Source organism: Gammaproteobacteria bacterium (genome assembly GCA_016705365.1).
In the GTDB taxonomy this organism is placed as follows: Bacteria; Pseudomonadota; Gammaproteobacteria; order Pseudomonadales; family UBA5518; genus UBA5518.
Window position 1 is genome coordinate 1,381,468 of record JADIYI010000008.1, and the last position, 24,087, is coordinate 1,405,554.

21 protein-coding genes and 1 pseudogene are annotated in these 24,087 nt (G+C 64.2%); 17 read left to right on the forward strand and 5 right to left on the reverse strand.

From position 1 onward, the window contains the following. Positions 1-63 precede the first annotated feature (63 nt). Together IPF49_14020 and IPF49_14025 are read left to right on the forward strand one after the other, a co-directional pair. On the forward strand, positions 64-1,257 hold the full coding sequence (locus tag IPF49_14020; GenBank protein MBK6288720.1) for a trans-2-enoyl-CoA reductase family protein: 1,194 nt from the start codon (positions 64-66) through the stop codon (positions 1,255-1,257). A 74-nt stretch (positions 1,258-1,331) separates the two neighbouring features. Further along, positions 1,332-2,087 carry an MBL fold metallo-hydrolase gene (locus IPF49_14025; protein MBK6288721.1) on the forward strand — a complete coding sequence of 252 codons (756 nt, stop codon included), beginning with the start codon at positions 1,332-1,334 and terminating at the stop codon, positions 2,085-2,087. Here IPF49_14025 and IPF49_14030 read toward each other — a convergent pair whose 3' ends face one another. After that, on the reverse strand, positions 2,088-3,491 hold the full coding sequence (locus IPF49_14030) for a hypothetical protein (protein MBK6288722.1): 1,404 nt from the start codon (positions 3,489-3,491) through the stop codon (positions 2,088-2,090). It lies immediately after the preceding gene. Beyond that, on the reverse strand, positions 3,488-4,699 hold the full coding sequence (locus IPF49_14035) for a GGDEF domain-containing protein (GenBank protein ID MBK6288723.1): 1,212 nt from the start codon (positions 4,697-4,699) through the stop codon (positions 3,488-3,490). The genes IPF49_14030 and IPF49_14035 overlap by 4 nt, the downstream gene beginning before the upstream one ends. Positions 4,700-4,958: 259 nt before the next feature. On the opposite strand from IPF49_14035, the gene IPF49_14040 reads away from it, so the two are divergent. From IPF49_14040 to IPF49_14110, 15 genes are all read left to right on the forward strand, one after another. After that, positions 4,959-6,488 (forward strand): AMP-binding protein, encoded by a 1,530-nt coding sequence (locus IPF49_14040; GenBank protein ID MBK6288724.1) that lies wholly within the window; start codon positions 4,959-4,961, stop codon positions 6,486-6,488. Positions 6,489-6,490: 2 nt separating this feature from the next. Further along, positions 6,491-6,982 carry an Lrp/AsnC family transcriptional regulator gene (locus IPF49_14045; GenBank protein MBK6288725.1) on the forward strand — a complete coding sequence of 164 codons (492 nt, stop codon included), beginning with the start codon at positions 6,491-6,493 and terminating at the stop codon, positions 6,980-6,982. After that, positions 6,975-7,478, forward strand: coding sequence for an Lrp/AsnC family transcriptional regulator (locus tag IPF49_14050; GenBank protein ID MBK6288726.1), 504 nt, complete (start codon positions 6,975-6,977; stop codon positions 7,476-7,478). Before IPF49_14045 ends, IPF49_14050 begins: the two co-directional genes overlap by 8 nt. Before the next feature lie 144 nt (positions 7,479-7,622). Continuing rightward, complete coding sequence (locus IPF49_14055) at positions 7,623-8,501, forward strand: CoA transferase subunit A (GenBank protein ID MBK6288727.1); 879 nt, start codon at positions 7,623-7,625, stop codon at positions 8,499-8,501. A gap of 13 nt (positions 8,502-8,514) precedes the next feature. Further along, entirely contained in the window at positions 8,515-9,315 is an 801-nt protein-coding gene (locus IPF49_14060; protein ID MBK6288728.1) for a ketoacid CoA transferase, read from the forward strand. Positions 9,316-9,326: 11 nt separating this feature from the next. Next, positions 9,327-10,397 carry a nitronate monooxygenase gene (locus tag IPF49_14065; protein ID MBK6288729.1) on the forward strand — a complete coding sequence of 357 codons (1,071 nt, stop codon included), beginning with the start codon at positions 9,327-9,329 and terminating at the stop codon, positions 10,395-10,397. Positions 10,398-10,544: 147 nt separating this feature from the next. Further along, positions 10,545-11,303, forward strand: coding sequence for an enoyl-CoA hydratase family protein (locus tag IPF49_14070; GenBank protein MBK6288730.1), 759 nt, complete (start codon positions 10,545-10,547; stop codon positions 11,301-11,303). A gap of 18 nt (positions 11,304-11,321) precedes the next feature. Continuing rightward, entirely contained in the window at positions 11,322-12,488 is a 1,167-nt protein-coding gene (locus IPF49_14075) for an acyl-CoA dehydrogenase (GenBank protein ID MBK6288731.1), read from the forward strand. 13 nt (positions 12,489-12,501) lie between these two features. Next, on the forward strand, positions 12,502-13,551 hold the full coding sequence (locus tag IPF49_14080) for an acyl-CoA/acyl-ACP dehydrogenase (protein ID MBK6288732.1): 1,050 nt from the start codon (positions 12,502-12,504) through the stop codon (positions 13,549-13,551). A gap of 44 nt (positions 13,552-13,595) precedes the next feature. Next, positions 13,596-14,747 carry an acetyl-CoA C-acetyltransferase gene (locus IPF49_14085; protein ID MBK6288733.1) on the forward strand — a complete coding sequence of 384 codons (1,152 nt, stop codon included), beginning with the start codon at positions 13,596-13,598 and terminating at the stop codon, positions 14,745-14,747. 503 nt (positions 14,748-15,250) lie between these two features. Then, the gene (locus IPF49_14090; protein MBK6288734.1) at positions 15,251-16,132 is read left to right on the forward strand and encodes an SDR family oxidoreductase; all 882 of its coding nucleotides are present in this window, start codon (positions 15,251-15,253) and stop codon (positions 16,130-16,132) included. A gap of 63 nt (positions 16,133-16,195) precedes the next feature. After that, on the forward strand, positions 16,196-17,353 hold the full coding sequence (locus IPF49_14095) for an acyl-CoA/acyl-ACP dehydrogenase (protein ID MBK6288735.1): 1,158 nt from the start codon (positions 16,196-16,198) through the stop codon (positions 17,351-17,353). Next, complete coding sequence (locus tag IPF49_14100) at positions 17,350-18,543, forward strand: acyl-CoA dehydrogenase family protein (protein MBK6288736.1); 1,194 nt, start codon at positions 17,350-17,352, stop codon at positions 18,541-18,543. Before IPF49_14095 ends, IPF49_14100 begins: the two co-directional genes overlap by 4 nt. Before the next feature lie 35 nt (positions 18,544-18,578). Beyond that, positions 18,579-19,364, forward strand: coding sequence for an SDR family oxidoreductase (locus IPF49_14105; protein MBK6288737.1), 786 nt, complete (start codon positions 18,579-18,581; stop codon positions 19,362-19,364). 131 nt (positions 19,365-19,495) lie between these two features. Next, positions 19,496-21,643, forward strand: coding sequence for an FAD-dependent oxidoreductase (locus tag IPF49_14110; protein MBK6288738.1), 2,148 nt, complete (start codon positions 19,496-19,498; stop codon positions 21,641-21,643). Between the two features lie 169 nt (positions 21,644-21,812). On the opposite strand, the gene IPF49_14115 is transcribed toward IPF49_14110, so the two are convergent. From IPF49_14115 to IPF49_14125, 3 genes and pseudogenes are all read right to left on the reverse strand, one after another. Continuing rightward, positions 21,813-22,064 carry a type II toxin-antitoxin system ParD family antitoxin gene (locus IPF49_14115; protein MBK6288739.1) on the reverse strand — a complete coding sequence of 84 codons (252 nt, stop codon included), beginning with the start codon at positions 22,062-22,064 and terminating at the stop codon, positions 21,813-21,815. A gap of 349 nt (positions 22,065-22,413) precedes the next feature. Next, positions 22,414-23,817 (reverse strand): hypothetical protein, encoded by a 1,404-nt coding sequence (locus IPF49_14120; protein MBK6288740.1) that lies wholly within the window; start codon positions 23,815-23,817, stop codon positions 22,414-22,416. A 14-nt stretch (positions 23,818-23,831) separates the two neighbouring features. Then, positions 23,832-24,086: pseudogene (locus tag IPF49_14125) on the reverse strand (DUF45 domain-containing protein). Position 24,087: the final 1 nt, after the last annotated feature.

Genomic DNA, 24,087 nt, shown 5'->3' on the forward strand with positions numbered 1-24,087 from the left:
CGTGGCCGTGCGCCAAACCGGTATAATGCGCGCCCCGAACCCGTCTCGAAACAGGACCGCTCGATGATCATCAAGCCAAAAGTGCGTGGATTCATGTGCATCACCGCGCATCCCGCCGGATGTGCGGCAAGCGTGGCGCAGCAGATTGCCCATGTGCGCTCCAATGGCCCGATTCCCGATGCGCCGAAGCGGGTGCTGGTGATCGGCGCCTCCACCGGCTACGGACTCGCCTCGCGGATCACGGCTGCGTTTGGCGGCGGTGCGGCAACGGTGGGGGTTTTCTTCGAGAAGGAAGGCACCGAGGGCAAATGCGGCACTGCGGGCTGGTACAACTCCGCGGCCTTCCACCAGCAAGCCGCAGCCGCGGGGCTCCCGGCATGGAGCGTGAATGGGGATGCCTTTTCCACCGGGATCAAGGACCGCACGGTGGACCTGGTGCGGCGCGAACTCGGCGAGGTGGACCTGGTGATTTACAGCCTGGCCTCGCCGCGACGCACCCATCCGCTGACCGGCGTGACCCATAAATCGACGCTGAAGCCGATTGGCAAGCGAGTCGAGGAGCGCACCCTCGACACCGACCGGCGCGAGATCAAACAGGTCGTGCTGGAGGCCGCCAGCGACGAGGAAATCGCCGATACCGTCGCGGTGATGGGCGGCGAGGACTGGGAGATGTGGATCGATCGCCTCGGCGCGGAAGGCCTGCTCGCGCCGGGCGCGCGCACCACGGCGTATACCTACCTGGGGGATCGCATCACCTGGTCGATCTACTGGGATGGCACCATCGGCGCCGCCAAGAAGGATCTCGACACCACCGCCCTCAGGCTAAACCGCAAGCTCGCCGCGAGTGGCGGCAAGGCCTATGTGTCGGTGCTGAAGGCGGTTGTCACGCAGGCGAGTTCCGCCATTCCGATCATGCCGCTCTACCTGGCGTTGCTCTTTCGGGTGATGAAGGCGCGCGGTACCCACGAGGGATGCATCGAGCAGATCGACGGCTTGTTCCGTTCGGCGCTGCTGGTCGATTCCCCGAGCCTCGATGACAGCGGGCGCCTGCGCATGGATGGCAAGGAACTTGTGCCGGAGGTGCAGCGCGAGGTAGAGCGTCTGTGGCCGCTGGTGGAAAGCGGGAACCTCGACGAGCTGACGGATTTCGCGGGTTACCAGGCCGAGTTCCTGCACCTGTTCGGTTTCGGATTTGCCGGCGTTGACTACGATGCCGATGTGGATACGGTCACGCCGACCGCGAACCTGGTGTCATGATCACGCTCGAACCCGGGCGCGTCAGCGAACTCTCGGCACGGGTAAGGCGCATCATCGCCCCGAACCCGGGAGTGATGACCGGCCCGGGAACCAACAGCTACCTGCTCGGGCGCGAGCAGATCGCTGTTGTCGATCCGGGGCCCGATGATACGGCGCACCTCGATGCGATCATCGCCGCCGGAGAAGGACGCATCCGCTGGATCGTGGTCACCCACACCCACGAGGATCATTCGCCAGCTGCCGCGCCGCTGGCGCGCGCCACTGGCGCCGAGCTGTGGGGCGCCGCGGCACCGGATGATTTTTACCAGGATCACAGCTTCGTGCCCGATGTGGCACTGGCGGAATACAGCTGCCTGCGGACCGCGGAGTTCACCCTGCGCGCGATCCACACCCCCGGACACGTGAGCAATCACTACTGCCTGCTGCTCGAGGAAGAAGGCATGTTGTTCACCGGCGACCACATCATGAACGGCTCCACCGTGGTGATCATTCCGCCGAGCGGCGACATGAAGGAATATCTCGATTCGCTGGAAAAGCTCAAGGCCTGTCCGTTGCGGCATCTCGCGCCGGGGCACGGCGAGTTGATGCCCGAGCCGTTCGCGGCTATCGAGGCATTGATCGCGCATCGTCTGAAGCGCGAGGCCAAGGTAGCGAAGGTGTTGGCCGCGGGCGCCGGCACGCTCGATGAGCTGGTGCTGCGAGCCTATGACGATGTGCCCGTCGCAATGCACCCGATGGCGAAATACTCGCTGTGGGCGCACCTGTTGAAGCTGGAGCGCGAGGCGCGCGCGCAGTGTCGCGATGAGCGCTGGAGCATCGCGGGACGATAGTTATTGTTCCGGGTGCAGCCTGTCCGGTGAGATGATTGCAGCAGGCACTGCAGTGCTCGCCGGCAGCAACTTCATCCAGCGATCGGAGCGAAAGCGCCATACCAGCAGAACGTTCTTGACCGCGTAATCCGCAACCAGCGTCGCGTAGATCCAGCCGACCGGAAATCCGAACCGATCGAGCACCAGGGCCAGCCCGAAGCGCACCACGATCAGTCCCATGATCACGTTCAGCAGCGGAAAGCGCGTATCGCCCGCGCCGCGCAACGCGCCGCCCAGGCAGAATTCCACCGCCAGCATCGGCAGGATCGCGGTGAATGAATAGATCACCAGCACCGTGTGTTCGGCGATTGCCTGGTCGCCGCTCAGCCACAGGGCAACCGGCAGCGCGTACCAGGCGAGCAGCAGGCCGGGTGCGGTGAGCACCACTACCGTTACGCGCAGCGCGCGTATCGTGACCAGGCGTGCATTGGCGATGGACCCTGCCCCGATTTGCTGTCCGACCAGCACTGAAACGGCAATCGAGAAGCCGAATCCTATCACCATCGCGAGCGAGAGCAGGCTGACGCCGGTCCCGTAGGCGGCGAACGCGGCCGCACCGTGGTGCGCGACCACCCACAGAAAGGCGATCACCCCGCCCTGCAGGAAGCCCTGCTCCAGTGCCGCCGGATAACCAAGCTTCCACAAGGCGGCCACCCGTTCGCGATAGCGGCCATCGGGGCGTGTCCGTTTCAGCAGCAGAAGACTGCGGTGCCAGGCGGCGAAAGCCAGTGCCGTGCCGCAGAGGTTTCCCAGTCCAAGGCCGATCGCGATAAACCGTACATGTGGCTGCAAGCCGAATGGCGGATCATTGGACCAGTGCCATGCCAGGACCACGCACAGGCCGTTGGTCAGCAACGAGAACAGTACCGGTGTGCGGGCATCCCCGGCGGCGCGCAACGAGGTGGCCAGCACCATGAAAACCGCCATCGGGGCAAAAAACAGCGTCATCCAGCGTGCATAGGCCAGCGATTCCGCGTAGGCGCCGGCGTCGAGTCCGAACAGACCGATCAGCGCCGGAGCCGCGACCCAGGTGAGCGCCGTGAGTGCCACACCGAGTGCGGCGCCGAGACCGAGCGCAATCCCGAGCAGCTGGTTTGCCTCCTCCCGCCTGCCGGCGCCCCAGGCGTTGGCAATCAGTGCCAGGGTGCCGGCATTGATGCCCGCGGCGATTGCGAGAAATACGTTGTAGAGCCGTGTTCCGGCGTTCACCGCGACCACCGCGTCCGGGCCCAGCGTGGCGGCGATGCGGATCATGAAAATGCCGACCAGGGATGCGAGCAGGAATACCGCGCCCGAGGGCAAGGCGAGCGCAAGTATCGATACGATGGAAACCGGCGAGTCCGGGCGCGCCGCGGGTGCTGTCATGAACAATCCGCAAGCACCCGGTTCTTGCCTTCCTGCTTCGCCCGGCGCAGTGATTCGTCGGCACGGTGCAGCAGGTTCATCGGATCCGAGTCCTCGGGAGTCAGCGTCGCGACCCCGGCGCTGAAGGTGATCGCGATATGGCGCGAGCTGAAGGACTCCTGGCAGATGTGCTGACGCATGCGCTCGAGCAGCTGCATTGCGGCCGGCAGGCTCGAATCGGGCATCAGGACCACGAATTCCTCGCCGCCGTAGCGCGCCACCATGTCGACGCCGCGCAGCTGGTTGCGCACCGAGGCGGCAAACTGCGCGAGCACCTCGTCACCGGCGATCACGCCGTGCAGCTTGTTGGTGCGGCCGAAGTCGTCGAGATCGAGCAATGCAATCGAAAGCGGATTGCCATAACGGCGCGAGCGTCCGAACTCGCGATCCAGCGCTTCGAACAGCTGGCGGCGATTGGCCACGCCGGTCAGCGGGTCGGTCATCGCCAGCCGCTCGAGTTGCTGGTTTGCGGTCTCCAGCGCCCGGCTGCGCTCGGCCAGCTCCGTGTTCAGTTGCGCCAGCTGCGCGGTTCTCTCGAGCAACGCAAGGTTGCTGGCCTCCAGCGCATGCGTGGACACGAAGCCCTGTCGGCGCGCGGTCTCGAGATGAATGGCCAGGTAGGCTCCTGCCGCCGAGATTGCGGCCAGCGCCAGCAGGAACATGATCTGTGGTGGTCCGGTTATCGTTTCGAAGGCAATCACGCTGCACCAGGTCAACACCAGTCCAGTGCCCTGCAGTGCCAGCAACTGGGTTCGTTCGGCGCTGTGCAGGACTGCGAGCGGCAGGCAGATCACCACGTACGCCGAGGCATCCGTGATGTGCGCATCGAGCGTCGTCAGCATGGCCGCGCCGATCAGCGGCAGCATGATCCAGGCATTGTCGAGTCGGCAGTTCAGGCGTCGGTCGGATGTGAGCGGAAGGCGTCCGGACACCAGCGCGAGCAGTGCCACGCCAGCGAGGTAGGCAAATGCAAGCGCGTAGCACTCCTCCCGGGTGAGAACGCCATCGCGGGCGACCAGATCGAGATAGAAATAGGAGGCCAGGTAGGCCCCGGACAGTGGCAACAGCAGCAGGCTGAACATCCAGCGGTGACGCGCGTTCTGAGCGCCGCGATAGCCGAGGTAGGCTATGTCGGCGGATGCCTCGTTGCGATTGATGGATTGCTCCATGGGTTGGTACGCTGTCGCTGACGTTCGCTTACAGCATAGCTTCCGACGGCATCCGGCAACAGGCTTTCCTCGCCGGTTGGGAACGACTGCTCGAGAGGGTCGTCGTATTGCGCGATCTGCGCAAAAAAAACACAGAAGAATTACGAATAATTGCCTAGTTGACGAGCAGTGGGTAGAATTTGCGTTGAATCATGCCTGTATTCAAGCGTCTTTGCGATGGAGGCCCCGGGTGAACGAGATCGATTCCCTGCCCCTTACCATGCCTCGCCTGCTGGCCTGGGCCGCGGCGCGGGCTCCAGAACGCATTGCGCTGGAGGAAGCGGGGCTGCAACTCGATTACGCCGCGTTGGATGCGGCTCGCCGCCGCGCGGCGAAAGCCTTTCTTGCCGCGGGCACAGGCCATGGCGATCGCGTCGCGATCTGGGCGCCGAATCGTCATGAGTGGATCGTGGCCGCGACCGGCGCCCAGAGCATCGGGGCGATCGTGGTGCCGCTCAACACGCGGATGAAAGGTGCGGAGGCGGGCTATATCCTGCGCCGCAGCGGCGCGCGCATGCTGTTCACGGTCGGCGAGTTTTCCGGCAATCGCTATCCGCAGATGCTCGAGGGTATCGAACTGCCGGCGCTGCAGCGAGTGTTGTGCTTCGGAGAAGCTGATTGGCTGGAGTTTCTTGCGGCCGGGGAGGGCATCGACGAGGCCGTGCTCGCGGCGCGCGAAGCGGCGGTGCAGCCCGAGGACACGCTCGATCTGATGTTCACCTCCGGCACCACCGGCAATCCCAAGGGGGTGATGACCGGGCACGGGCAGAATATTCGCGCCTTCGATACCTGGAGCCGCACGGTCGGGCTGTGCGCCGATGACAATTACCTGATCATCAATCCTTTCTTTCATTCCTTCGGCTACAAGGCCGGCTGGATGGCGGCGATCATCCGCGGCGCGCGCATCCTGCCGGTCGCGAGCTTCGATGTCGACGAGGTGTTGCGGCGCATCCAGTTCGAGCGCGTCAGCATGCTGCCGGGGCCGCCGACCATCTACCAGTCCCTGCTGGCGCATTCCGAGCGGCGCAATTACGATCTCTCGTCGTTGCGTCTCGCGGTTACCGGCGCGGCGTTGGTGCCGCTCGACCTGATCCGGCGCATGCGCAGCGAGCTCGGATTCCGCACCGTGCTGACCGCCTACGGGCTTACCGAGACCTGCGGCGTGGTAACCGTCAGCAGCGTCGACGATGCGCCTGAACTGATCGCGACCAGTGCGGGGCGCGCGATGCCGGGGGTCGAGCTGCGATGCGTGAACAATGGCGGGGTCGCGGTTCCTGCCGGGGAACCGGGCGAGGTGCAGGTGCGTGGCTACAACGTCATGCAGGGCTATTTCGATGATCCCGAAGCGACCGCGGAGGCGATCAGCGCCGATGGCTGGTTGCATACCGGCGACATCGGCGTGATGAATGAAGACGGGTATCTGCGCATCACCGACCGCATCAAGGACATGTTCATCGTCGGCGGCTTCAACTGTTATCCGGCGGAGATCGAGAATCTGCTGTGCTCGATGGAAGGGGTGGCCCAGAGCGCGGTGATCGGGGTCGCGGACGAGCGCATGGGCGAAGTCGCCAAGGCATTTATCGTGCGCCGCCCGGGCGCTTCGCTCGAGGCCGACGAGGTGATTGCGTGGTGCCGGCGCAACATGGCGAACTACAAGGTACCGCGCAGCGTGGAGTTTCTCGATGCGCTGCCGCTCAATGCCGCGGGCAAGGTGCTGAAAACCACGTTGCGGGCGCTGGAAAACGCGTGAACATGGCTCCGGCGCGCACCACGTTCCTGGGCGAGATGGCCTCGCTCGATGATGTGGACCGGCGCCTGATCGAACTGTTGCGCGCCGATGGGCGGATGGCATTTCGCGCCCTTGCCGATGCGCTCGGTGTCACCGAATCGGGGGCGCGGGCGCGGGTGCGCCAGCTCGAGACCTCGGGTTTCATGAAGGTGGTGGCGGTAGCCGATGCCGAGGCCGCCGGTTTCGAATTGCTGCTGGCGGTGGGCGTTGAAGTCGAGGGGCGGCCGGCACTCGAGGTTGCCGAGGCGCTGGCCGCGTTGCCGGAAGTGTTTTCGGTGAGCCAGGTGGTCGGTACCTACGATATCGAGTTGCTGATGGTGGCGCGTGATCACGAGCACCTCGCGGAGCTCGTTACCGCGACGCTGGTGCGTATCCCGGGAGTGCGGCGCATTCTTACCGGCCTCGCGGTGGATGTGCTGAAGAATCAGCCGGACTGGGTGCCGTTCGATGACTAGACGGCGTCTCGACGAGGTGGACCGGCGCATACTCGATTACCTGTCGCGTGATGCGCGTACCAGCAACCGGCGCATCGCCGATGAGCTCGGCGTCACCGAGGGCACGGTGCGTGCGCGCATCAAGCGGATGGAAGACGAGGATCAGATCCGGATAACCGCGCTGACCAATATCCGCAAGCTCGACAACCCGACGCTGGCGTTCATCTGGATCGAGGTCGATCGCGGTGCGCAGTGCCGGGAGGTTGCCGAAGCGCTGGCGCACGATCCGCAGATCGGCTTTGTCGCGGTGATGGTTGGTCGATTCGACATACTCGCGATCACGCTGGTGCAGTCGGCGGCACAGTTGAGCGAATTCCTGCACAGCACGGTGCACGCAATCCCGGGCGTGCGGCACACGGAGTGCTCGCTGGGTGCGCGTTTCGTGAAGCACGATTACCGGATCAGTCGAATCGTGAGGAGGCCGGAAGAGATCCATGCTGGCGTCCGAATTGCGTAGATTGAGGATTAAAATTTGGTGTACTTTATAAATATATGGCTTTGATGGCCTTGTATGCGTAAAATTGCACAATTAATTTTACTATTTGAGTGTTCGCCGCGTATTCCGGCGGGTCGTTATGGCTAAGGGCAGGAGAGATTGCGGATGAACAAGGTGATGAATGCCGGCGAGGTGGTCAGGAAGCTCGACAGCGGTATGACGATTGGTATCGGTGGCTGGGGGCCGCGGCGCAAGCCGATGGCGCTGGTGCGCGAGATCCTGAGGTCCGATATCAAGGATCTGACCGTGGTCGCCTACGGTGGCGCGGATGTGGGCATGCTGTGCGCGGCGGGCAAGGTGCGCAAGCTGGTATTCGCGTTCGTGTCCCTGGATTTCATCCCGCTCGAGCCCTGGTTTCGCCTGGCGCGCCAGAATGGCAGCATCGAGACCATGGAGATCGACGAGGGCATGTTCCTGCTGGGGTTGCGCGCGGCCGCGATGAAGCTGCCGTTCCTGCCGACCCGCATTGGCCTCGGAACCGATGTGCTCAAGTACAACCCGCAGATCAAGACCATAGTGTCGCCCTATGCCGATGGGCGCGAGCTGGTCGCGATGCCGGCGCTCGAGCTCGATGCGGCGCTGATTCACGTCGATCGCGCGGATGCGCGCGGGGTGTGCCAGATCAAGGGGCCCGATCACTACATGGACGATGTGTTCGCGCGCGCGGCGCGTGAGACTTTCGTGAGCTGCGACGAGTTGGTCGAGAGCAGTTTTTTCGCCTCTGCGGAAGAGGCGCGTCATGTGTACTGGGAGCGCTCGGAGACCACCGGCGTGGTGCATATCCCGGGTGGCGCGCACCCCAGCAGCTGCAACCCGTTGTATGGCTTCGACGTGGCGCATTTCAAGACCTACGCAGCCTCCGCAGGCGCGGAAAACGGCTGGCAGGAATACATGCAGAAATACGTGGGTGCTTCCGAGGAACACTACCGGGAGCAGGTTGGTGGCCTCGCGGCCATCCGCAAGCTTGCCCTGCCCACGTATTGAAAGGAGACACCCCATGAATGCACCGGACTACACGCTCGCGGAATTGATGATCACGGCAGCCTCCGAGGCCTGGCGCGGCGACGGTGAAGTGCTCGCCACTGGCATTGGCCTGTTGCCGCGGCTCGCGGCATCACTGTCGATGCTGAGCAGCAATCCGGACCTGCTGATGACGGACTCAGAGGCTTTCCTGCTGTCGGCACCGAACCCGGTGGGGGCGCGTGCTGCCGATTTTGCGCCGGCTTACGAGACCTGGATGGGCTTCTCGCGCATCTTCGACAACGTCTGGGGCGGCAAGCGCCATGCGATGGTCGGGCCGACCCAGATCGATCGCTTCGGGCAGGCCAATATTTCCTGCATCGGGGACCATGCAAAACCCAAGGTGCAGATGCTCGGGGTGCGCGGTTTTCCCGGCAATTCGATCAGTCACGCCAATTCCTTTTTCGTGCCCGCGCACAACAATCGCGTGTTCAAGTCGGGGGAGTGTGACACGGTCTGCTCGATCGGCTACAACCCGGCGCGTCTGGCAAAGGGATACCGCCTCGGTGAGGTCGATATCCGCCTTATCATCACCGATCTGTGCGTGATGGATTTCGGTGGCCCCGGGTACCAGATGCGCATCCGCTCCCTGCATCCGGGCATCGGCGTCGAACAGGTGCAGCAGAACACCGGCTTCGAGCTCTGCATACCTGCCGCTATCCCGGTCACCGCGGCACCCACCGAAGAGCAGTTGGCAATCATCCGCCGTATGGATCCGCACAACCTGCGCGCGCGCGAGTTGAAGGACAATCCACCCGGCGACCGTTCGCGCGGATAAGGACCGATCCAATGTCCGAAATGCTGCATACCCGTCTGACCGAGCTACTGGGTTGCCGTTATCCCATCGTGCAGACCGCGATGGGCTGGGTGGCCGATCCCCGGCTCGTTGCCGCGACCGGCAATGCCGGTGGTTTTGGTTTCCTGGCCGGGGCGACCATTCCTGCGCAGCAGATGGAAGCCGATATCCTGCGCACCAAGGAACTGAGCAGCGCGCCGTTTGGCGTGAATTTCCATATGTACCAGCCGAATGCGGCGGCAATCGTCGACCTGGTGGTGAAGCACGGTGTGCGCGCGGTCAGTTACAGCCGTTCGCCCGGGCCGGCGTTCATCCGCAAGCTCAAGGATGCGGGCGTGGTGTGCATGCCCACCGTAGGCGCGGTCAAGCACGCGGTGAAAGCGGTCGAGCTGGGTGCCGATGCGGTGACTGTGCAGGGTGGCGAGGGTGGCGGTCACACCGGTTCGGTGCCGACCACGCTGTTGCTGCCCGACGTGGTGTGCCGGGTGAAGGTGCCGGTGATCGGTGCCGGTGGCTTCAAGGACGGGCGTGGACTGGTGGCGGCGATGGCTTTCGGTGCCGAGGGCATCGCGATGGGCACCCGCTTTCTGATGACCAGCGACAGCCCGGTGCCGCTCGCCACCAAGCAGCGCTACCTGAGCTGTGCGAACCCGGCCGATATCATCGTCTCGCGGGCGATAGACGGCATGCCGCAACGCATGGTGATGAACGAGATGCTCGGTGAGCTGGAGCGCGCCGGCGCCCTGAAAAAACTGTTGATCGCGCTGCGCAATGGCCTGGCGTTTCGCCGCCACACCGGCGCGGGCATCCTGCAATTGCTGAAATCCGCGATCGCGATGCAGCGTGACGACGACGGTCTGACGCTCTCGCAGGCAATCATGTCGGCCAATGCGCCGATGATCATCCAGCGCGCGATGGTCGATGGTCACCCCGAACAGGGCGTGTTGCCGAGCGGACAGGTCGCCGGCGTGATCTCCGACCTGCCGGACTGCGCGGAACTGATTGCACGCATCGTTGCCGAGGCCGAGGAGTGCCTGGGTGCGCTGGCGGCACGGTCGAAATGACGAGAGAAGCCATGCGGAGCTTGCGAATCCGGCCGCCGTGCCGGTCTCGATGACGGGAACTCCGCGCCTTGGCTCGAAATCGAAGTGCCGGCGTGTGGGTTCGATTCTTTGGATGCACCAGGAAACTACTGCAGGAGCGACCCCGATATGAGCAAACCATTCAGCACCACGATCGGTGAAGGTATCGCGGAACTGGTGTTCGACCATCCGCCGGTGAATGCGTTCGACAGCGCGGGCTGGGCGGCGATTGCCGCCGAGATCGAGGCGCTCGGAACCAACGATGCGGTGCGCGTGATCATCATCGCGGCCGAGGGGCGCGGTTTCTGCGCCGGCGTGGATATCAAGGAGCTGGCCTCCGACCGCTCGCTGATCGTGAAGGTCAACAAGGGCAATTACGATACCTTTCGCGCGGTACATCTGAACCCGAAGCCGGTGATCGTGGCGGTGCATGGCTTCGTGCTGGGCGGCGGCATCGGGATCAGCGGCGCGGCGGATATCGTGGTGGCATCCGAGTGCGCGCGTTTTGGCGTACCCGAGGTCGATCGCGGCGCGATGGGCGGCGGGGCGCATCTGCAGCGCCTGTTCCCGGTACAGAAAGTGCGTTACATGTATTTTACCGGCGAGATGATCGACGCCGCCGAAGCCTATCGTCTCGGCGCCGTCGAGCGCGTGGTACCGCGCGCGCAGTTGCGTGCCGCGGCGCGCGAGATCGCGGTCAAGATCGCGGCCAAGAGCCCGGCGATGATCAGCCTTGCCAAGGAGGCGCTCAACGGAATCGAGGACGGCAACCTCGAGGACAAGTACCGCGGCGAACAGGGCTTCACGCTGGAGGCGTACTCCACCAAGGATTCGCAGGAAGCGCGTGATGCATTCGTGCAGAAGCGCGATGCGAAATTCACCGGCTGAATACGGAACCACAGACGCATGAACCTGGAATTCACCCCCGCGCAGAACGCGTTCAGGCAGGAAATCCGCAGCTGGCTCGCGGCGCATGTGCCGGCCGAACCGTTGCCGAGTTTCGATACCGCGGAGGGCTTCAGGCAGCACCGCGCGTGGGAGGCAAAGCTCAACAGCGGCCGCTGGGGCATGGTCACCTGGCCGCAAGAGCTCGGTGGGCGCGGCTGCGATCTCATCGAGTGGCTGATCTTCGAGGAGGAATACTGGCGTGCCGGCGCACCGTTGCGGGTAAACCAGAACGGCATCTTCCTGCTCGGCCCCACCTTGATGGAATACGGCACCGCCGAGCAGAAGCAGCGCTTCCTGCCAAAAATGGCAACCGGTGAGGAGGTGTGGTGCCAGGGCTGGTCGGAACCCGGTGCCGGATCGGATATGGCGGCGATTCGCGCCAAGGCCGAGCGCCGGGGTGATCACTACGTGATCAACGGCCAGAAGACCTGGTCGACGCGTGCGGTATGGGCCGACTGGTGCTTCGGCATGTTCCGCTCCGATCCCGCTTCCGAACGGCACAAGGGCCTCACGTTCATCCTCGTGCCGATGAATCTCGAGGGCATCACCGTGCGTCCGATCCCGCAGCTCGATGGACTGCCCGGTTTCGCGGAAATATTTTTCGACAACGTGAAGGTGCCCGTTGATTGCCGCCTCGGTGACGAGGGGCGTGGCTGGAGCGTCGCGATGGCAACGGCCGGCTTCGAGCGCGGCCTGATGCTGCGCAGCCCGGCGCGCTTTCAGCAGACCGCCGCCCGGCTGGTCCAGCTCTACCGGGCCAACCGCACCAGCGCCGATCGCGATCCCGCGGTGCGCGATGCGGTGATCCGCGCCTGGATGGATGCCGAGGCCTATTGCCTGACCACCTACCAGACCGCCTGCCGCCTGATCAATGGCGGCAAGATCGGCGAGGAGGCCAGCACCAACAAGATTTTCTGGTCGGAGCTCGATCAGCGCATGCACGAAACCGCACTCGCGATTCTCGGTGCGCGCGCCGAGCTGTTGCCGCACGCACCGGATGCCGGCGATGTCGGCAACTGGCTCGACGGTTTCCTGTTTTCGCAGTCCGGCAGCATCTACGCCGGTGCCAACGAGATACAGCGCAACATCATTGCCCAGCGTCTGCTCGGCATGCCGCGCGCCTGAGCGGAGAACCCGGATGGATTTCAGCTTTTCCGAAGACCAGCAACTGTTTCAGCAGAGCGCGCGCGATTTCCTGCGTACCGAGATCACGCCCGAGCGTATCCGTGAATCGTGGGACAACGCCAGCGGGCGTTCGGACGCGTTGTGGTCGCAACTCGGTGCGCTTGGGCTCAACGGGATCCTGGTGCCCGAGGCGCACGACGGTCTCGGCATGAACGAGGTGGATTTCGTGCTGCTGGCCGAGGAGTGCGGCTACGTGGCATTGGCCGAACCGCTGGTGGAAACGGTACTGGTCGGCGTGCCGCTGCTGCGTGATTGCGGGAATGCCTCGCTGGCAGCGCAGTGGCTACCGCGCATTGCGGCGGGCGAGGCGCGCATCGCGATCGGCCTCGCTTGCAATCCGCTGGTGGCCGATGCCCACGTCGCCAACCTGTTGCTGCTGCAACATGGCGAGGAATTGCACGCGGTGCCACCGGAGGCGGTGCAGCTCACGGCCAACCCGAGCCTGGATCCCTCGCGCAGGTTGTTCCGCGTTGATTGGCAGCCTGTGGCCGCCACGCTCGTAGTCGCCGGCGCGACGGGGCGGGCCTTGCTCGATGCGGCCCTGAACCGCGCGGCGCTCGGTGCGGCGGCGCAATGCCTCGGGCTCACGCAACGCCTGGTCGACCTGTCGGTCGCCTACACGCGGGACCGCCAGCAGTTCGGCCAGCCAATAGGCTCCTTCCAGGCGGTGCAGCACCTGCTGGCCAATGTCGCGGTGAAACTCGATTATGCAAGAGCACCGGTCCATCGGGCCGCTTACGATATCGCGCACGGCTCGGCTCGCGCGGCGGTGTCGGTTTCGCACGCCAAGCTCGTGGCCTGCGAGGCGGCGCTGCTGGCGGCGCGCAACAGCATCCAGGTGCACGGGGCGATGGGCTACACCTGGGAAGTAGATGTGCATATCTTCGCCAAGCGCGCGTGGTCGCTCGACAGCGCCTGGGGCGATCGCGCGTTTCACAAGCAGCGGGTGGCGGATTTCGTGCTCTGCGACGGGGCGCGGATCGGCGCGGCGGAAACTTTCTGACAATCCGGACGATTCCGGAATCATGAACAACAGAGGATCGAACAATGGCCGAAGCCTATATCGTTGATGCCCTGCGTACGCCGACCGGAAGACGCAAGGGATCGCTGGCGCATGTGCACGGTGCCGATCTCGGTGCGCACGTGCTGAAGGCGCTGGTCGCGCGCAACCCGATACCCGATCATGAATACGAGGACGTGGTGTTCGGCTGTCTCGATAACATCGGTCCGCTCGCGGGTTGCATCGCGCGTACCTGCTGGGTCGCGGCCGGACTGGCGCAGAACGTGCCGGGCGTGACCATCGACCGCCAGTGCGGCTCCTCGCAGCAGGCGGTGCATTTCGCGGCGCAGGCAGTGATGAGCGGCGTGCATGATGTGATCGTTGCCGGCGGCGTGCAGACCATGACCCAGATCCCGATCAGCGCAGCCATGACGGCTGCCGCACCGCTCGGCTTCAGCGATCCGTTCTCCGGCTCCAAGGGCTGGGTGGAGCGCTATGGCAATGTGGAGGTCTCGCAATTCAATTCCGCGGAAATGATTGCCGGCAAGTGGAATCTCTCGCGCCGCGAGATGGAGGAGTTCGCACTCGAAAGCCATCGGCGCGCCATCGAGGCCATCGACGCGGGACGTTTCGATCGCGAGATCGTGCCCTGCGAAGGCCTGCTGATGGACGAGACCGCGCGCCGTGATACCAGCCTCGAGCGCATGGCCACGCTGCAGCCGTTGATTCCCGACGGGCGGATCACGGCGGCGGTCTCGAGCCAGACCTGCGATGCGGCGTCGGCGATGCTGATCGTCTCGGAAGCGGCACTGAAGCGCTACAACCTCAAGCCGCGCGCACGTATCCACCATATGAGCATCTGGGCCGACGACCCGGTATGGATGCTGACCGCGCCGATCCCGGCCACCCAGCGCGCGCTGAAGAAGACCGGCATGAAGCTCGCTGACATCGACCTGGTCGAGATCAACGAGGCCTTCGCGCCGGTGCCGATGGCCTGGCTGAAGGACATCGGCTATCCGCATGAGCGCACCAATGTGAATGGCGGCGCGATCGCGCTCGGACATCCACTCGGCGCGACCGGCACCAAGCTGATGACCACGCTGCTGCACGAACTCGAACGCCGCGGCGGGCGTTATGGCCTGCAGACCATGTGCGAGGGCGGCGGCCAGGCGAATGTCACGATTATCGAGCGATTGTGAGTGAGGCGAGGCCGCCGCCCGGCACCACACCTGCGGGACACGCCGTAAACACATCCCTGTGGGCTCCGGCGTCGCCATCCAGGCGACGCAGGGTCCCGCTAGCGTGGTGCCGGGCAGCGGCCTCGCGACCAGGTTGGTGGGAGCGACGGATATTGGATAGTTGTCGTGCCAGCGACGCAGGGCAGCGCTCGGGGCGGGCTCGCGCTTGAGCGCGCTTTGTTCGGAAAATCGTCGGGAACGATTTTGCGAACAACGGTAGCCGCCGCACAGGGATGTGCCAGGCGGCGGTAGCGGGAGCGCGAGCCCGCCCCGGGCGCTGCCCGGAATACCTGGCAAGGTGTTGGCATGGCGAAAGCGCGAGCCCGCCCCGGGCGCTGCCCGGAATTCATGGCAATGACTTGGAATTGCCAGAGCGAGAGCCTCGCCCCGGGAGGAGCCCGGAATACGTGGTAATGCGGAGACGAGCGGAAATTTGAAGTTGCAGCGAAACAGGAGCGAAGCAAATGGCGGGACTATGTGACGGACGGGTGGTGATCATTACCGGGGCCGGTGGCGGGCTGGGGCGCGAGTATGCGCTTGCCTTTGCGGCAGAGGGTGCGCGGGTCGTGGTCAACGACATCAATGCGCAGGCCGCGCAACGCACCGTGGCGGAAATCGAGGCGCGCGGCGCGCGCGCGATTGCCAACACCGGGGATATCACCAGCTACGCGGATGCGGGCACAATCGTGAAGGCCGCGCTCGATGCCTTTGGCGATCTGCACGTGGTGGTGAACAACGCCGGCATCTGCCGTGACCGCATGTTCGTGAGCCTCAGCGAGCAGGACTGGGACGAGGTGATCCGGGTGCATCTGAAAGGGCATTTCTGCATCAGCAGTCATGCCTGCAACCATTGGCGCGCGCAGGCCAAGGAAGGACACAAGGTCAGCGGCCGGATCATCAATACCAGTTCCGGTGCGGGTTTGCAGGGCGCGGTCGGGCAGGCGAACTATTCCGCCGCAAAGGGTGGTATCGCCTCGCTCACGCTGGTACAGGCCGCGGAGCTGCGACGCTACAACGTCACCGCAAACGCACTGGCGCCGTCGGCGCGCACCGGTATGACCGAAAACGTATTCGCGGACATGATGAAAAAACCCGAGGATGGCAGCTTCGATCAATACGACCCGGCCAACGTGGCGCCGCTGGTGGTGTGGCTCGGCAGCGAGGCATCGGGGCAGGTAACGGGTCGTGTGTTCGAGATCGAGGGCGGGCGCATTGCGATTGGCGATGGCTGGCGCAGCACGGCGGGCATCGATGCCGGGCGACGCTGGGAACCCGCGGAAGTCGGCTCGGCCATGGAGAAGCTGCTGGCCGACGAAGTGCCGGCGCAGAAGGTATTCGGTACCTGAGCAGCGCATTCGGAGCAGGCGGGCCGCTTTGCCCGGGTGGCGAGCGAGAGACAGGAACAATCGATGGAATTCGCATTTACCGAAGAGCAGCAGATGATCCGCGAGACCGCGGCGCAGTTTCTTGCCGACAACAGCGCATCCGCGGCTGTGCGCGCGGCGATGGCCGGCGAAACCGGCTTCGACGCGACGCTGTGGCAGCGTATCTGTGGCGAGATGTGCTGGAGCGCGATCCACATTCCCGAGGCCTTTGGCGGTCTCGGGCTCGGCTATGTGGAACTCGCCGCAGTGCTCGAGGAGATGGGCAAGCACCTGTTGTGCGCGCCGTTTTTCTCATCGGTCTGTCTCGGCGCCAATGCGCTGCTGGTTGCGGGAAGCGAGCAGCAGAAAGCTGAATTCCTGCCGCGCATCGCGGATGGATCGCTGCGCGCCACGCTGGCGTGGTGTGACGCCTCGGGTCGCTGGGATGGCAATGGCATCAGTGCGCAGTGCACGCGCCGGAACGAGCAATTCCTGCTGAACGGAAGCTACCGTTTCGTGGTCGATGGCCACAGCGCGGACCTGCTGATCGTCGCGGCACGCGCACCGGGAAGCGTTGGCAACGAAGGCCTCAGCCTGTTCGCGGTGGCAGCCGATACGCCCGGCATCAGGCGCAGCTGGCTGCCGGGCATGGACCAGACGCGCAAGCTGGCGCAGATCGAATTCGATGATGTCCTGATCGATGCCGTGGCGCTGCTCGGCGAAGAGGGTGTGGCGTGGCAGGCACTCGAGCGGACGCTGCAACTCGCGACCATCGCGCTCGCCGCCGAGCAGGCCGGCGGCGCGCAGCGGATTCTCGACATGACGGTTGCCTACACCAGGGAACGACAGCAGTTCGGCCGCGCCATCGCGAGTTTCCAGGCGATCAAGCACAAGGCCGCCGACATGATGCTGAAGGCCGAATCCTCTCGCTCGGCGGTGTACTACGCCGCCTGCGTTGCCCAGGAGGCGTTCGCGGGCGGCCCGCTCGGCAGCGAGCTCGCGAGCGCCGCGAGCCTCGCCAAGGCCTGGTGCAGCGAGGCGTATTTCCACAACGCGGGCACCGCGCTGCAACTGTACGGTGGCGTGGGTTTCACCTGGGAATACGATGTGCATCTGTACTTCAAGCGGGCCCGCGCCAGCGAGAGTTTTCTCGGCGATGCGAGCGCGCATCGCGAACGCATTGCGCTGGGGTTGGACTTATGAATCTCGGGTTCAGCGAACAGGACGAGCGTTTTCGCGCGCAAGTGGCCGCGTGGCTGCGCGAGAATTTGTGCGGGGAGTTCGAGAAGATCCGCTTTCGCGGCGGCCCCGGCGACGAACACATGTACTCGGCCGAGCGCAAGGTCTGGGAGCAGCGCATGGCAGCGGGCGGCTGGACCTGTATCGGCTGGCCGCGGGCATACGGCGGTCGTGACGCGAGCATCGAGCAGCAGGTGATTTTCCACGAGGAGTACGCACGGGCCGGCGGACCGGGCCGGGTCGGTCATATCGGTGAAGGCCTGGCCGGCCCCACCATCATCGCCTACGGCAGCGAGGAGCAGAAACAACGCCTGTTGCCGGGAATACGTGCCGGCACCGAGTTGTGGTGCCAGGGCTATTCCGAACCCGGTGCGGGTTCCGACCTGGCGAATGTCAAAACCCGCGCGCGTCGCGACGAGGCCAGCGGCAGCTGGCTGATCAACGGCCAGAAGGTCTGGACATCGCTGGCGCACGAATCCGACTGGTGCTTCGTGATCGCGCGCACCGATCCGCAATCGGTCGGTCATGCGGGTCTGGGTTTTTTCCTGGTGCGCATGGCCCAGCCCGGAGTCACGGTACGCCCGATCGAGCAACTGACGGGCACCTCGGAGTTCAACGAGGTGTTCTTTGACGATGCCATCTGTGAGGCAAACGACATGCTCGGCCAGCCCGGTGAGGGCTGGAAAATCGCCATGGCGCTGCTCGGTTTCGAGCGTGGTACCTCGACCCTGGGCCAGCAGATGCTGTTCCAGAACGAACTCGACGAAGTGGTGCGTATCGCGCGCGAGAACGGTCGCGGCAAGGATCCGGTGCTGCGTCAGCGCATTGCGGATGCCTGGATCGGCTTGCGCATCATGCGCTACAACGCGATGCGCATGCTGTCGGGCACGGCCGACGGTTCACTTTCGCGCGAAGCGATGATCTACAAGCTGTACTGGGCAGTGTGGCACCGCAACCTCGGCAAGCTGGCGATGGATGTGCTCGGCCCGGAAGCCGAGATTCTCGAAGCGGCGCCCTACGGCCTGAGCCGGCTCCAGTCGCTGTTCCTGTTCACGCGCTCGGATACCATTTACGGCGGCACCAACCAGATCCAGCGCAACATCATCGCCGAGCGGGCGCTCGGCATGCCCAAGGAGCCGCGCGTGCGCGGTTGATGCGCCGGTACCAGACTCAATACGGGGAACGATCGATGTCACTGTCACCACGTTATGTAGAAGGCCACGAGCTGCTGGCCGGAAAATCGGTGCTGATCACGGCCGCGGCCGGCGCCGGAATCGGCTTTGCCGCCGCGAGAAAATGCGTGGAGGAGGGCTGCCGCGCGATATTCGTCAGCGATATCCACGAGGGGCGCACCGCGCAGGCGGTCGAGGCGCTGAAGGCGCTCGGTGGCACGCAGTTGGTGTTCGGCAGGGTTGCGAACGTGACCGTCGAGGAGCAGGTGCAGGCGCTCATCGACGAAGCCGAGACAAGGCTCGGCGGCGTCGACGTGCTGATCAACAACGCCGGTCTCGGTGGCACGAAGCCGCTGGTCGACATGAGTGACGAGGAGTGGTTCCGGGTGCTCGACATCACCCTGAACGGCACCATGCGCATGATGCGCGCGATGCTGCGCATCATGCAGCCGCGCCAGGCGGGCGTGATCGTCAACAACGCCTCGGTGCTGGGCTGGCGCGCGCAGCCCGATCAATGTCATTACGCCGCGGCCAAGGCTGGTGTGATGGCGCTGACCCGCTGCGCGGCGATGGAAGCCGCGCCGTTCGGTATCCGCATCAACGCGGTGTCACCCTCGCTCGCGATGCACGATTTCCTGAAGAAGACCACGCCGGTCGAACTGCTGCGGGCACTCGAGGCAAAGGAGGCCTTCGGCCGCGGTGCGGAGGTGTGGGAGGTGGCGAACGTGATGGTGTTCCTCGCCAGCGACTACGCGAGCTACATGACCGGAGAGAACGTGCCGGTCAGCAGCCAGCACGCCTGATCGCGCATACTCGGCGCGGCGCGCCGGGTGTCACATTTGGTCATGCGCAATCGGAGTCTGCGGACAATCGCTTTGGCTGCGCGAAAAGTATACTGGCACGGATTCAATAACACGGCTGCGAGGATATTCCCATGTCACGGACTGCCTATTCCCATCTGCTTTCGCCCGGTCGCATCGGCACCCTCGAATTGCGCAATCGCATCGTCGTGGCCGCGATGGGCGCCAATTTCGGTGAACTGGACGGCGCGAGCAGCGAACTCCTCGTCGCCTACCACGAGGAGCAGGCGCGTGGCGGCGTCGGGCTGATCGTCTCGGGCGCCTGCGGCGTGATGTACCCGGTGGGGAAGGTACAGCCGTGGCAGATCGCGATCTCCGAGGACCGCTTCATTCCGGGGCTGAAAAAAGTCGTCGATGCCGTGCATCGTCACGGGGCAAAGTTTGCGGTGCAGTTGCACATGGGCGGCCTGGTGGCGGGCGACGACACGCGCGAGGGACGCCCGCAATGGTGCCCGTCCGTGCCTGAACCCATGAAGGGCGATTTCATCGACGGCTTTCTGCTGGATGAGCTGAAGTCCTTCGCGGGCGCCGGGGTGCCGACCTACAAGGTGCTGGAGCACGAGGACATTCAGGTCGTGGTGAAAGCCTACGCCGCGGGTGCGCGGCGTGCAAAGCAGGCGGGTTGCGACGCCGTCGAGATCCACGGCGGGCACGGTTACCTGCTGTCGTCGTTCCTCTCGCCAAAAACCAACAAGCGCACTGACGAGTACGGCGGGAGCGTGGAAAACCGCTCGCGCTTCCTGCTCGAGGTAGTGCGTGCGGTGCGTGCCGAGGTCGGCGCCGATTTTGCGGTGTGGGTCAAGCTCGATTCGCGCGAGGTGGGCAAGGAAGGCGGCATCACGCTGGAGCACGCAACGGCCACGGCACGGCTGGTGGAGGCGGCGGGTGCGGATGGGATCGCGGTCAGTGCCTACCACGATACCGGCCAGGGCAAGCTGCATTCGGGCTCGAATATTCCGCATGAGCCGAATACCAATCTCCCGGCGGCCGCCGCGATCAAGGCGGCAGTCTCGATATCGGTCATCGCTGCGGGCCGGGTGGAGCCCGAGCACGCCGATGCCGAGATCCGGGCCGGCAAATTCGATTTTCTGGCCATGGGCCGCAAGCTGCTGGCCGACCCGCAGCTGCCGAACAAGCTCGCGGCGGGCAAGGTGGACGAGGTCCGCCCTTGTATCTATTGCTATACCTGCGTCAGCGCGATCTACACCCGCGAACGCATGCGCTGTGCGGTGAATACCGAGCTCGGTATCGAATACCTGCGCGTGAATGCGCCCCGGCCCTCGGTGCGCAAACGCGTCGTGGTGGTCGGCGGCGGGCCTGGCGGCATGGAAGCGGCGCGACGCCTGGCGCGTGACGGACACGAGGTCGTGCTGCTCGAGAAGAGCGAGCGGCTCGGCGGCACGCTGCGTTTTGCCGCGCTGGCCTATGCCGCGAACGAACGCCTGCTCGACTGGCTGCGCCTGCAGATCGAGACCTCGGATGTCGACCTGCGGCTCAATACGCTGGCGACCCCCGAGTTGCTGAAATCGCTGCATCCGGACGAGGTGGTGGTGGCGACCGGCGCGCGGCGCAACATGCCGCCGATTCCCGGCAGCGAACTCCCGCACGTGTTCAGTGGCGACGATATGCGCGGGATGATGCTCGGCGACAGTTCACCGGCCCTGCAGCAGAAGACGTCGCTGCTCACGCGTATAGCGACCAAGGCGGGTGCGGCAACAGGGCTCACCGCGAATCTCGATTTCGTGCGCAAGGCCACGCACGCCTGGATGCCGCTCGGCAAAAGCGTCGCGATCATCGGCGGCGAACTGGTGGGGCTGGAACTCGCGGAATTCCTGGTCGAGCGCGGGCGCAGCGTCACGATCATCGACGAGGCGCCGCGCTTCGGCGCCGGCATGACGCTGGTGCGGCGTCTGCGGCTGCTCGCCGAGTTGCGCGAACACGGGCTCGGCCTGTATCCCGGTTCGAAGGACATCCGCATCGCGACCGGGAAGGTCGCGTTTGTCGACAGCGCGGGCACTGCGCACAGCGTTGCCGCCGAGCACGTCATCGTGGCCAAGGGTGCGACCGGCGATTCCACGCAGGCCGACGCCTTCCGCGCCGCGGGTCTGCGTGTTCACGAGGTCGGCGACGGCAGCGGTGTAGGCTATATCGAGGGCGCGATGCGCGGTGCGCTGCGCGCGGTGGATGCAATCAATGCGGGGGAAGCGGTTACGGGACCCTGAGTCGTGTGGTGGTGGAAACGGCTTCTGTGGATACAGCACGTGCTTCGACGCCAAACGTATCGAAAAAGTACGCGTCGTCAGCACGATGGTCGTTGCGGCGCCTATATACCGGCAATTGCCTCATCCACATCCCGGTTGGCTTGGCCGCGGGGGATGACAGGCTTGGCTTTCACGCTTTGGGGCTGGACTTGGCGCTTTGGCGCATCCGGCTGCGCAGACCTTCAAAGTAGCTGGCAGCGGCTGGTGCGACAGATGCGGAAGATGCACCCGCGAGCAGCAGACCACGCAGTTGCAGACGATCCTGATCCTTGCGGATCAGTTCGCGCACGTACTCGCTGCTGGTGCCGTAGCCACGCTGGCTGACCTGATCGTCAACGAAGGATTTCAGCGTTTCGGGCAGGGAAATATTCATGGTGCTCATGCCTGCAAGATAGGCGGTTTGGCAAAAACTGACAATATGCACTTCCCGCCCCATCTGCCGTTCGAAGGGAGGTGAGTATTCCCTGGTCGGCGGTGGCAGCGAGATCGCCCGGCGCGAAAAGCTACATCACTCGACGGTCAACTCGATATGGCTGCTGGCGGTTTCCGCGTCTTAGACGACGGAGCCGTGGACTAAAACGCACGTGATGTCTCCGGCGAGCGGTGCGAGCGCTTAGTGGATGAGTGCCACCATGGCGACGGTCTTGCGTACCAGCGCGCACAGTTCCTCGACGATTTGAGGTGCGCCGAGCAGGGGGCCATCCACGAAGCGTTTGACGCGGCGTGGGGTATCAGAGGACACCTGCGTCTGCAAACTCAATCATCAGAGCAATTGCGCGGCCACAGTTATCGACGAGGGCGCGAAAATGCGACCTCAGATCGCCGTGCTGCGCGATCAGTGCCTCGCGGATCGCCTTGGCGTCCGATCCGCCTGCGTGGCCCTTCATCTTGGTGCGCAAGTCGTGCAGCGATTTCAGTGGGGCCACGACAGCAGTTGCCTCCTCCTCGTTTACCTGTGCATGCATAAGGACCTCGCCGATCAGTTTCAGGCTGCCCCATTGCGGCTCGATGGTGATACCGGCTGCTTCGGCTTTCGACTTGAAATAGCTTCTGCTCAACCCCTCGACGACCAACTGGTCGAGGGCCATCAGTTCATTTGCCCACTCTTCCTGGCTGGCCGTAACTGGGTAGTGCACGCGACCTGGCAGCTTTGGATTCTTCAGGCTCCACCACGCTATTCCTGCACCGTTCAACACTTCGAGGCGTCTTTTCAGGCTTGCCAGCGGGTCCGGGGAGGTGTCCCACTGTGCCAGGAAGTCGGATTTGTAAGCGCGCGCTGAGATCCCCGCCTTGGGCGCCTCGTTGAACGACTTCCAGTAGAGTTGTTCAGCATATGGCAGAAGGCTGAGATCGCAGAGGTAGGCGTGCGCCTGGCCTGCCTCGTTGATGTCGTAGCTCTTCAGGAACCACGCCCCACGGCAATGAATGGATCGTCCTTCGATCTGGTACTTGTCCGGGTCTGCTTTGTACTTCAGCAATATTTCCGGCCGGAAAAACGCGGGGCTGGTTTGAAATGGCAGATCGGATTCGACGAAGTAGTTGCCGAGATGAACGGGATCGCATGAGCACTCGTGCACCACAGCGTGCTTCCAGTCGTGGGCTATGAAGGTGGCGTACTGTTTTGGTTCGGGGGATTCCCACATCAGGCGTCGCCGTAGCCGATGGTTGATGACAGGCGCGGTCACCTGAAACCCGCGCAGATAGCTTTCACGGCCCGCGTTGGCGCGACCACGGTAATAGAGGTTTTCTTCGACTAGGCTGACATGTTCCTCGGGGCCATCGCCCCAGCTGGTAAAATTTCCAGGGTCGAACCGTGTGGAATCGAACAGCAAGACGTACGACGATTCGAACATCAAGAGCAGCACATCGAGGTCTTCGCGCTTGATCGTGACCACGAGGCCATCCTGCAGTTTATGGATACGCACAACCTCTTCGACGTCACCGTTTTCATCCAGCCGGCAGTAGGCGCTGCGTTCAGGCACGAGATGCAGCCCCAACAAGTGCGCTACCTTTTGCGAGAGTTCGACGTAGGTGTGGTTGTCCCGGTGGCCGTCGAACTCACGGATGAACAGCAATTGTTCACCAAGCTCAAGCGTCCTCGATCCGCAACTGCTCAAGGGCGGTTCGATCCACATCTGCCGTTCCGATAGAGGTGCGATTCGCCGTTGAGATACTGCCGCGCCGGAGTGCGCGGGCGATAACGATCGAACTCGGCCAGTTGCCGGCTGATCCAGCCAACGCGTTTCCGCACCCGCTCGGCGATCAATGCCTGCGGGCAGCCCAGCGGTGCGCGCACCAGCACGCGACTGTCGGGGTGCACCTCGATGACCAGCGTCTGGCGCGAGGCCAAAAAGCGCACTTCGTAGCGAATCGTATCAGGGCCGTAGGTGAGAATGCCGACCATG

What these genes read in the sequence shown, in the direction of transcription:
- IPF49_14055 (MBK6288727.1), top strand. Translation starts at nt 7,623, where the DNA reads ATGAACAAGGTGATGAATGCCGGCGAGGTGGTCAGGAAGCTCGACAGC.
- IPF49_14115 (MBK6288739.1), bottom strand. Translation starts at nt 22,064, where the DNA reads ATGAGCACCATGAATATTTCCCTGCCCGAAACGCTGAAATCCTTCGTT.
- IPF49_14095 (MBK6288735.1), top strand. Translation starts at nt 16,196, where the DNA reads ATGGAATTCGCATTTACCGAAGAGCAGCAGATGATCCGCGAGACCGCG.
- IPF49_14120 (MBK6288740.1), bottom strand. Translation starts at nt 23,817, where the DNA reads ATGTGGATCGAACCGCCCTTGAGCAGTTGCGGATCGAGGACGCTTGAG.
- IPF49_14040 (MBK6288724.1), top strand. Translation starts at nt 4,959, where the DNA reads ATGCCTCGCCTGCTGGCCTGGGCCGCGGCGCGGGCTCCAGAACGCATT.
- IPF49_14085 (MBK6288733.1), top strand. Translation starts at nt 13,596, where the DNA reads ATGGCCGAAGCCTATATCGTTGATGCCCTGCGTACGCCGACCGGAAGA.
- IPF49_14035 (MBK6288723.1), bottom strand. Translation starts at nt 4,699, where the DNA reads ATGGAGCAATCCATCAATCGCAACGAGGCATCCGCCGACATAGCCTAC.
- IPF49_14105 (MBK6288737.1), top strand. Translation starts at nt 18,579, where the DNA reads ATGTCACTGTCACCACGTTATGTAGAAGGCCACGAGCTGCTGGCCGGA.
- IPF49_14100 (MBK6288736.1), top strand. Translation starts at nt 17,350, where the DNA reads ATGAATCTCGGGTTCAGCGAACAGGACGAGCGTTTTCGCGCGCAAGTG.
- IPF49_14030 (MBK6288722.1), bottom strand. Translation starts at nt 3,491, where the DNA reads ATGACAGCACCCGCGGCGCGCCCGGACTCGCCGGTTTCCATCGTATCG.
- IPF49_14060 (MBK6288728.1), top strand. Translation starts at nt 8,515, where the DNA reads ATGAATGCACCGGACTACACGCTCGCGGAATTGATGATCACGGCAGCC.
- IPF49_14020 (MBK6288720.1), top strand. Translation starts at nt 64, where the DNA reads ATGATCATCAAGCCAAAAGTGCGTGGATTCATGTGCATCACCGCGCAT.
- IPF49_14050 (MBK6288726.1), top strand. Translation starts at nt 6,975, where the DNA reads ATGACTAGACGGCGTCTCGACGAGGTGGACCGGCGCATACTCGATTAC.
- IPF49_14065 (MBK6288729.1), top strand. Translation starts at nt 9,327, where the DNA reads ATGTCCGAAATGCTGCATACCCGTCTGACCGAGCTACTGGGTTGCCGT.
- IPF49_14025 (MBK6288721.1), top strand. Translation starts at nt 1,332, where the DNA reads ATGACCGGCCCGGGAACCAACAGCTACCTGCTCGGGCGCGAGCAGATC.
- IPF49_14070 (MBK6288730.1), top strand. Translation starts at nt 10,545, where the DNA reads ATGAGCAAACCATTCAGCACCACGATCGGTGAAGGTATCGCGGAACTG.
- IPF49_14075 (MBK6288731.1), top strand. Translation starts at nt 11,322, where the DNA reads ATGAACCTGGAATTCACCCCCGCGCAGAACGCGTTCAGGCAGGAAATC.
- IPF49_14090 (MBK6288734.1), top strand. Translation starts at nt 15,251, where the DNA reads ATGGCGGGACTATGTGACGGACGGGTGGTGATCATTACCGGGGCCGGT.
- IPF49_14110 (MBK6288738.1), top strand. Translation starts at nt 19,496, where the DNA reads ATGTCACGGACTGCCTATTCCCATCTGCTTTCGCCCGGTCGCATCGGC.
- IPF49_14045 (MBK6288725.1), top strand. Translation starts at nt 6,491, where the DNA reads ATGGCTCCGGCGCGCACCACGTTCCTGGGCGAGATGGCCTCGCTCGAT.
- IPF49_14080 (MBK6288732.1), top strand. Translation starts at nt 12,502, where the DNA reads ATGGATTTCAGCTTTTCCGAAGACCAGCAACTGTTTCAGCAGAGCGCG.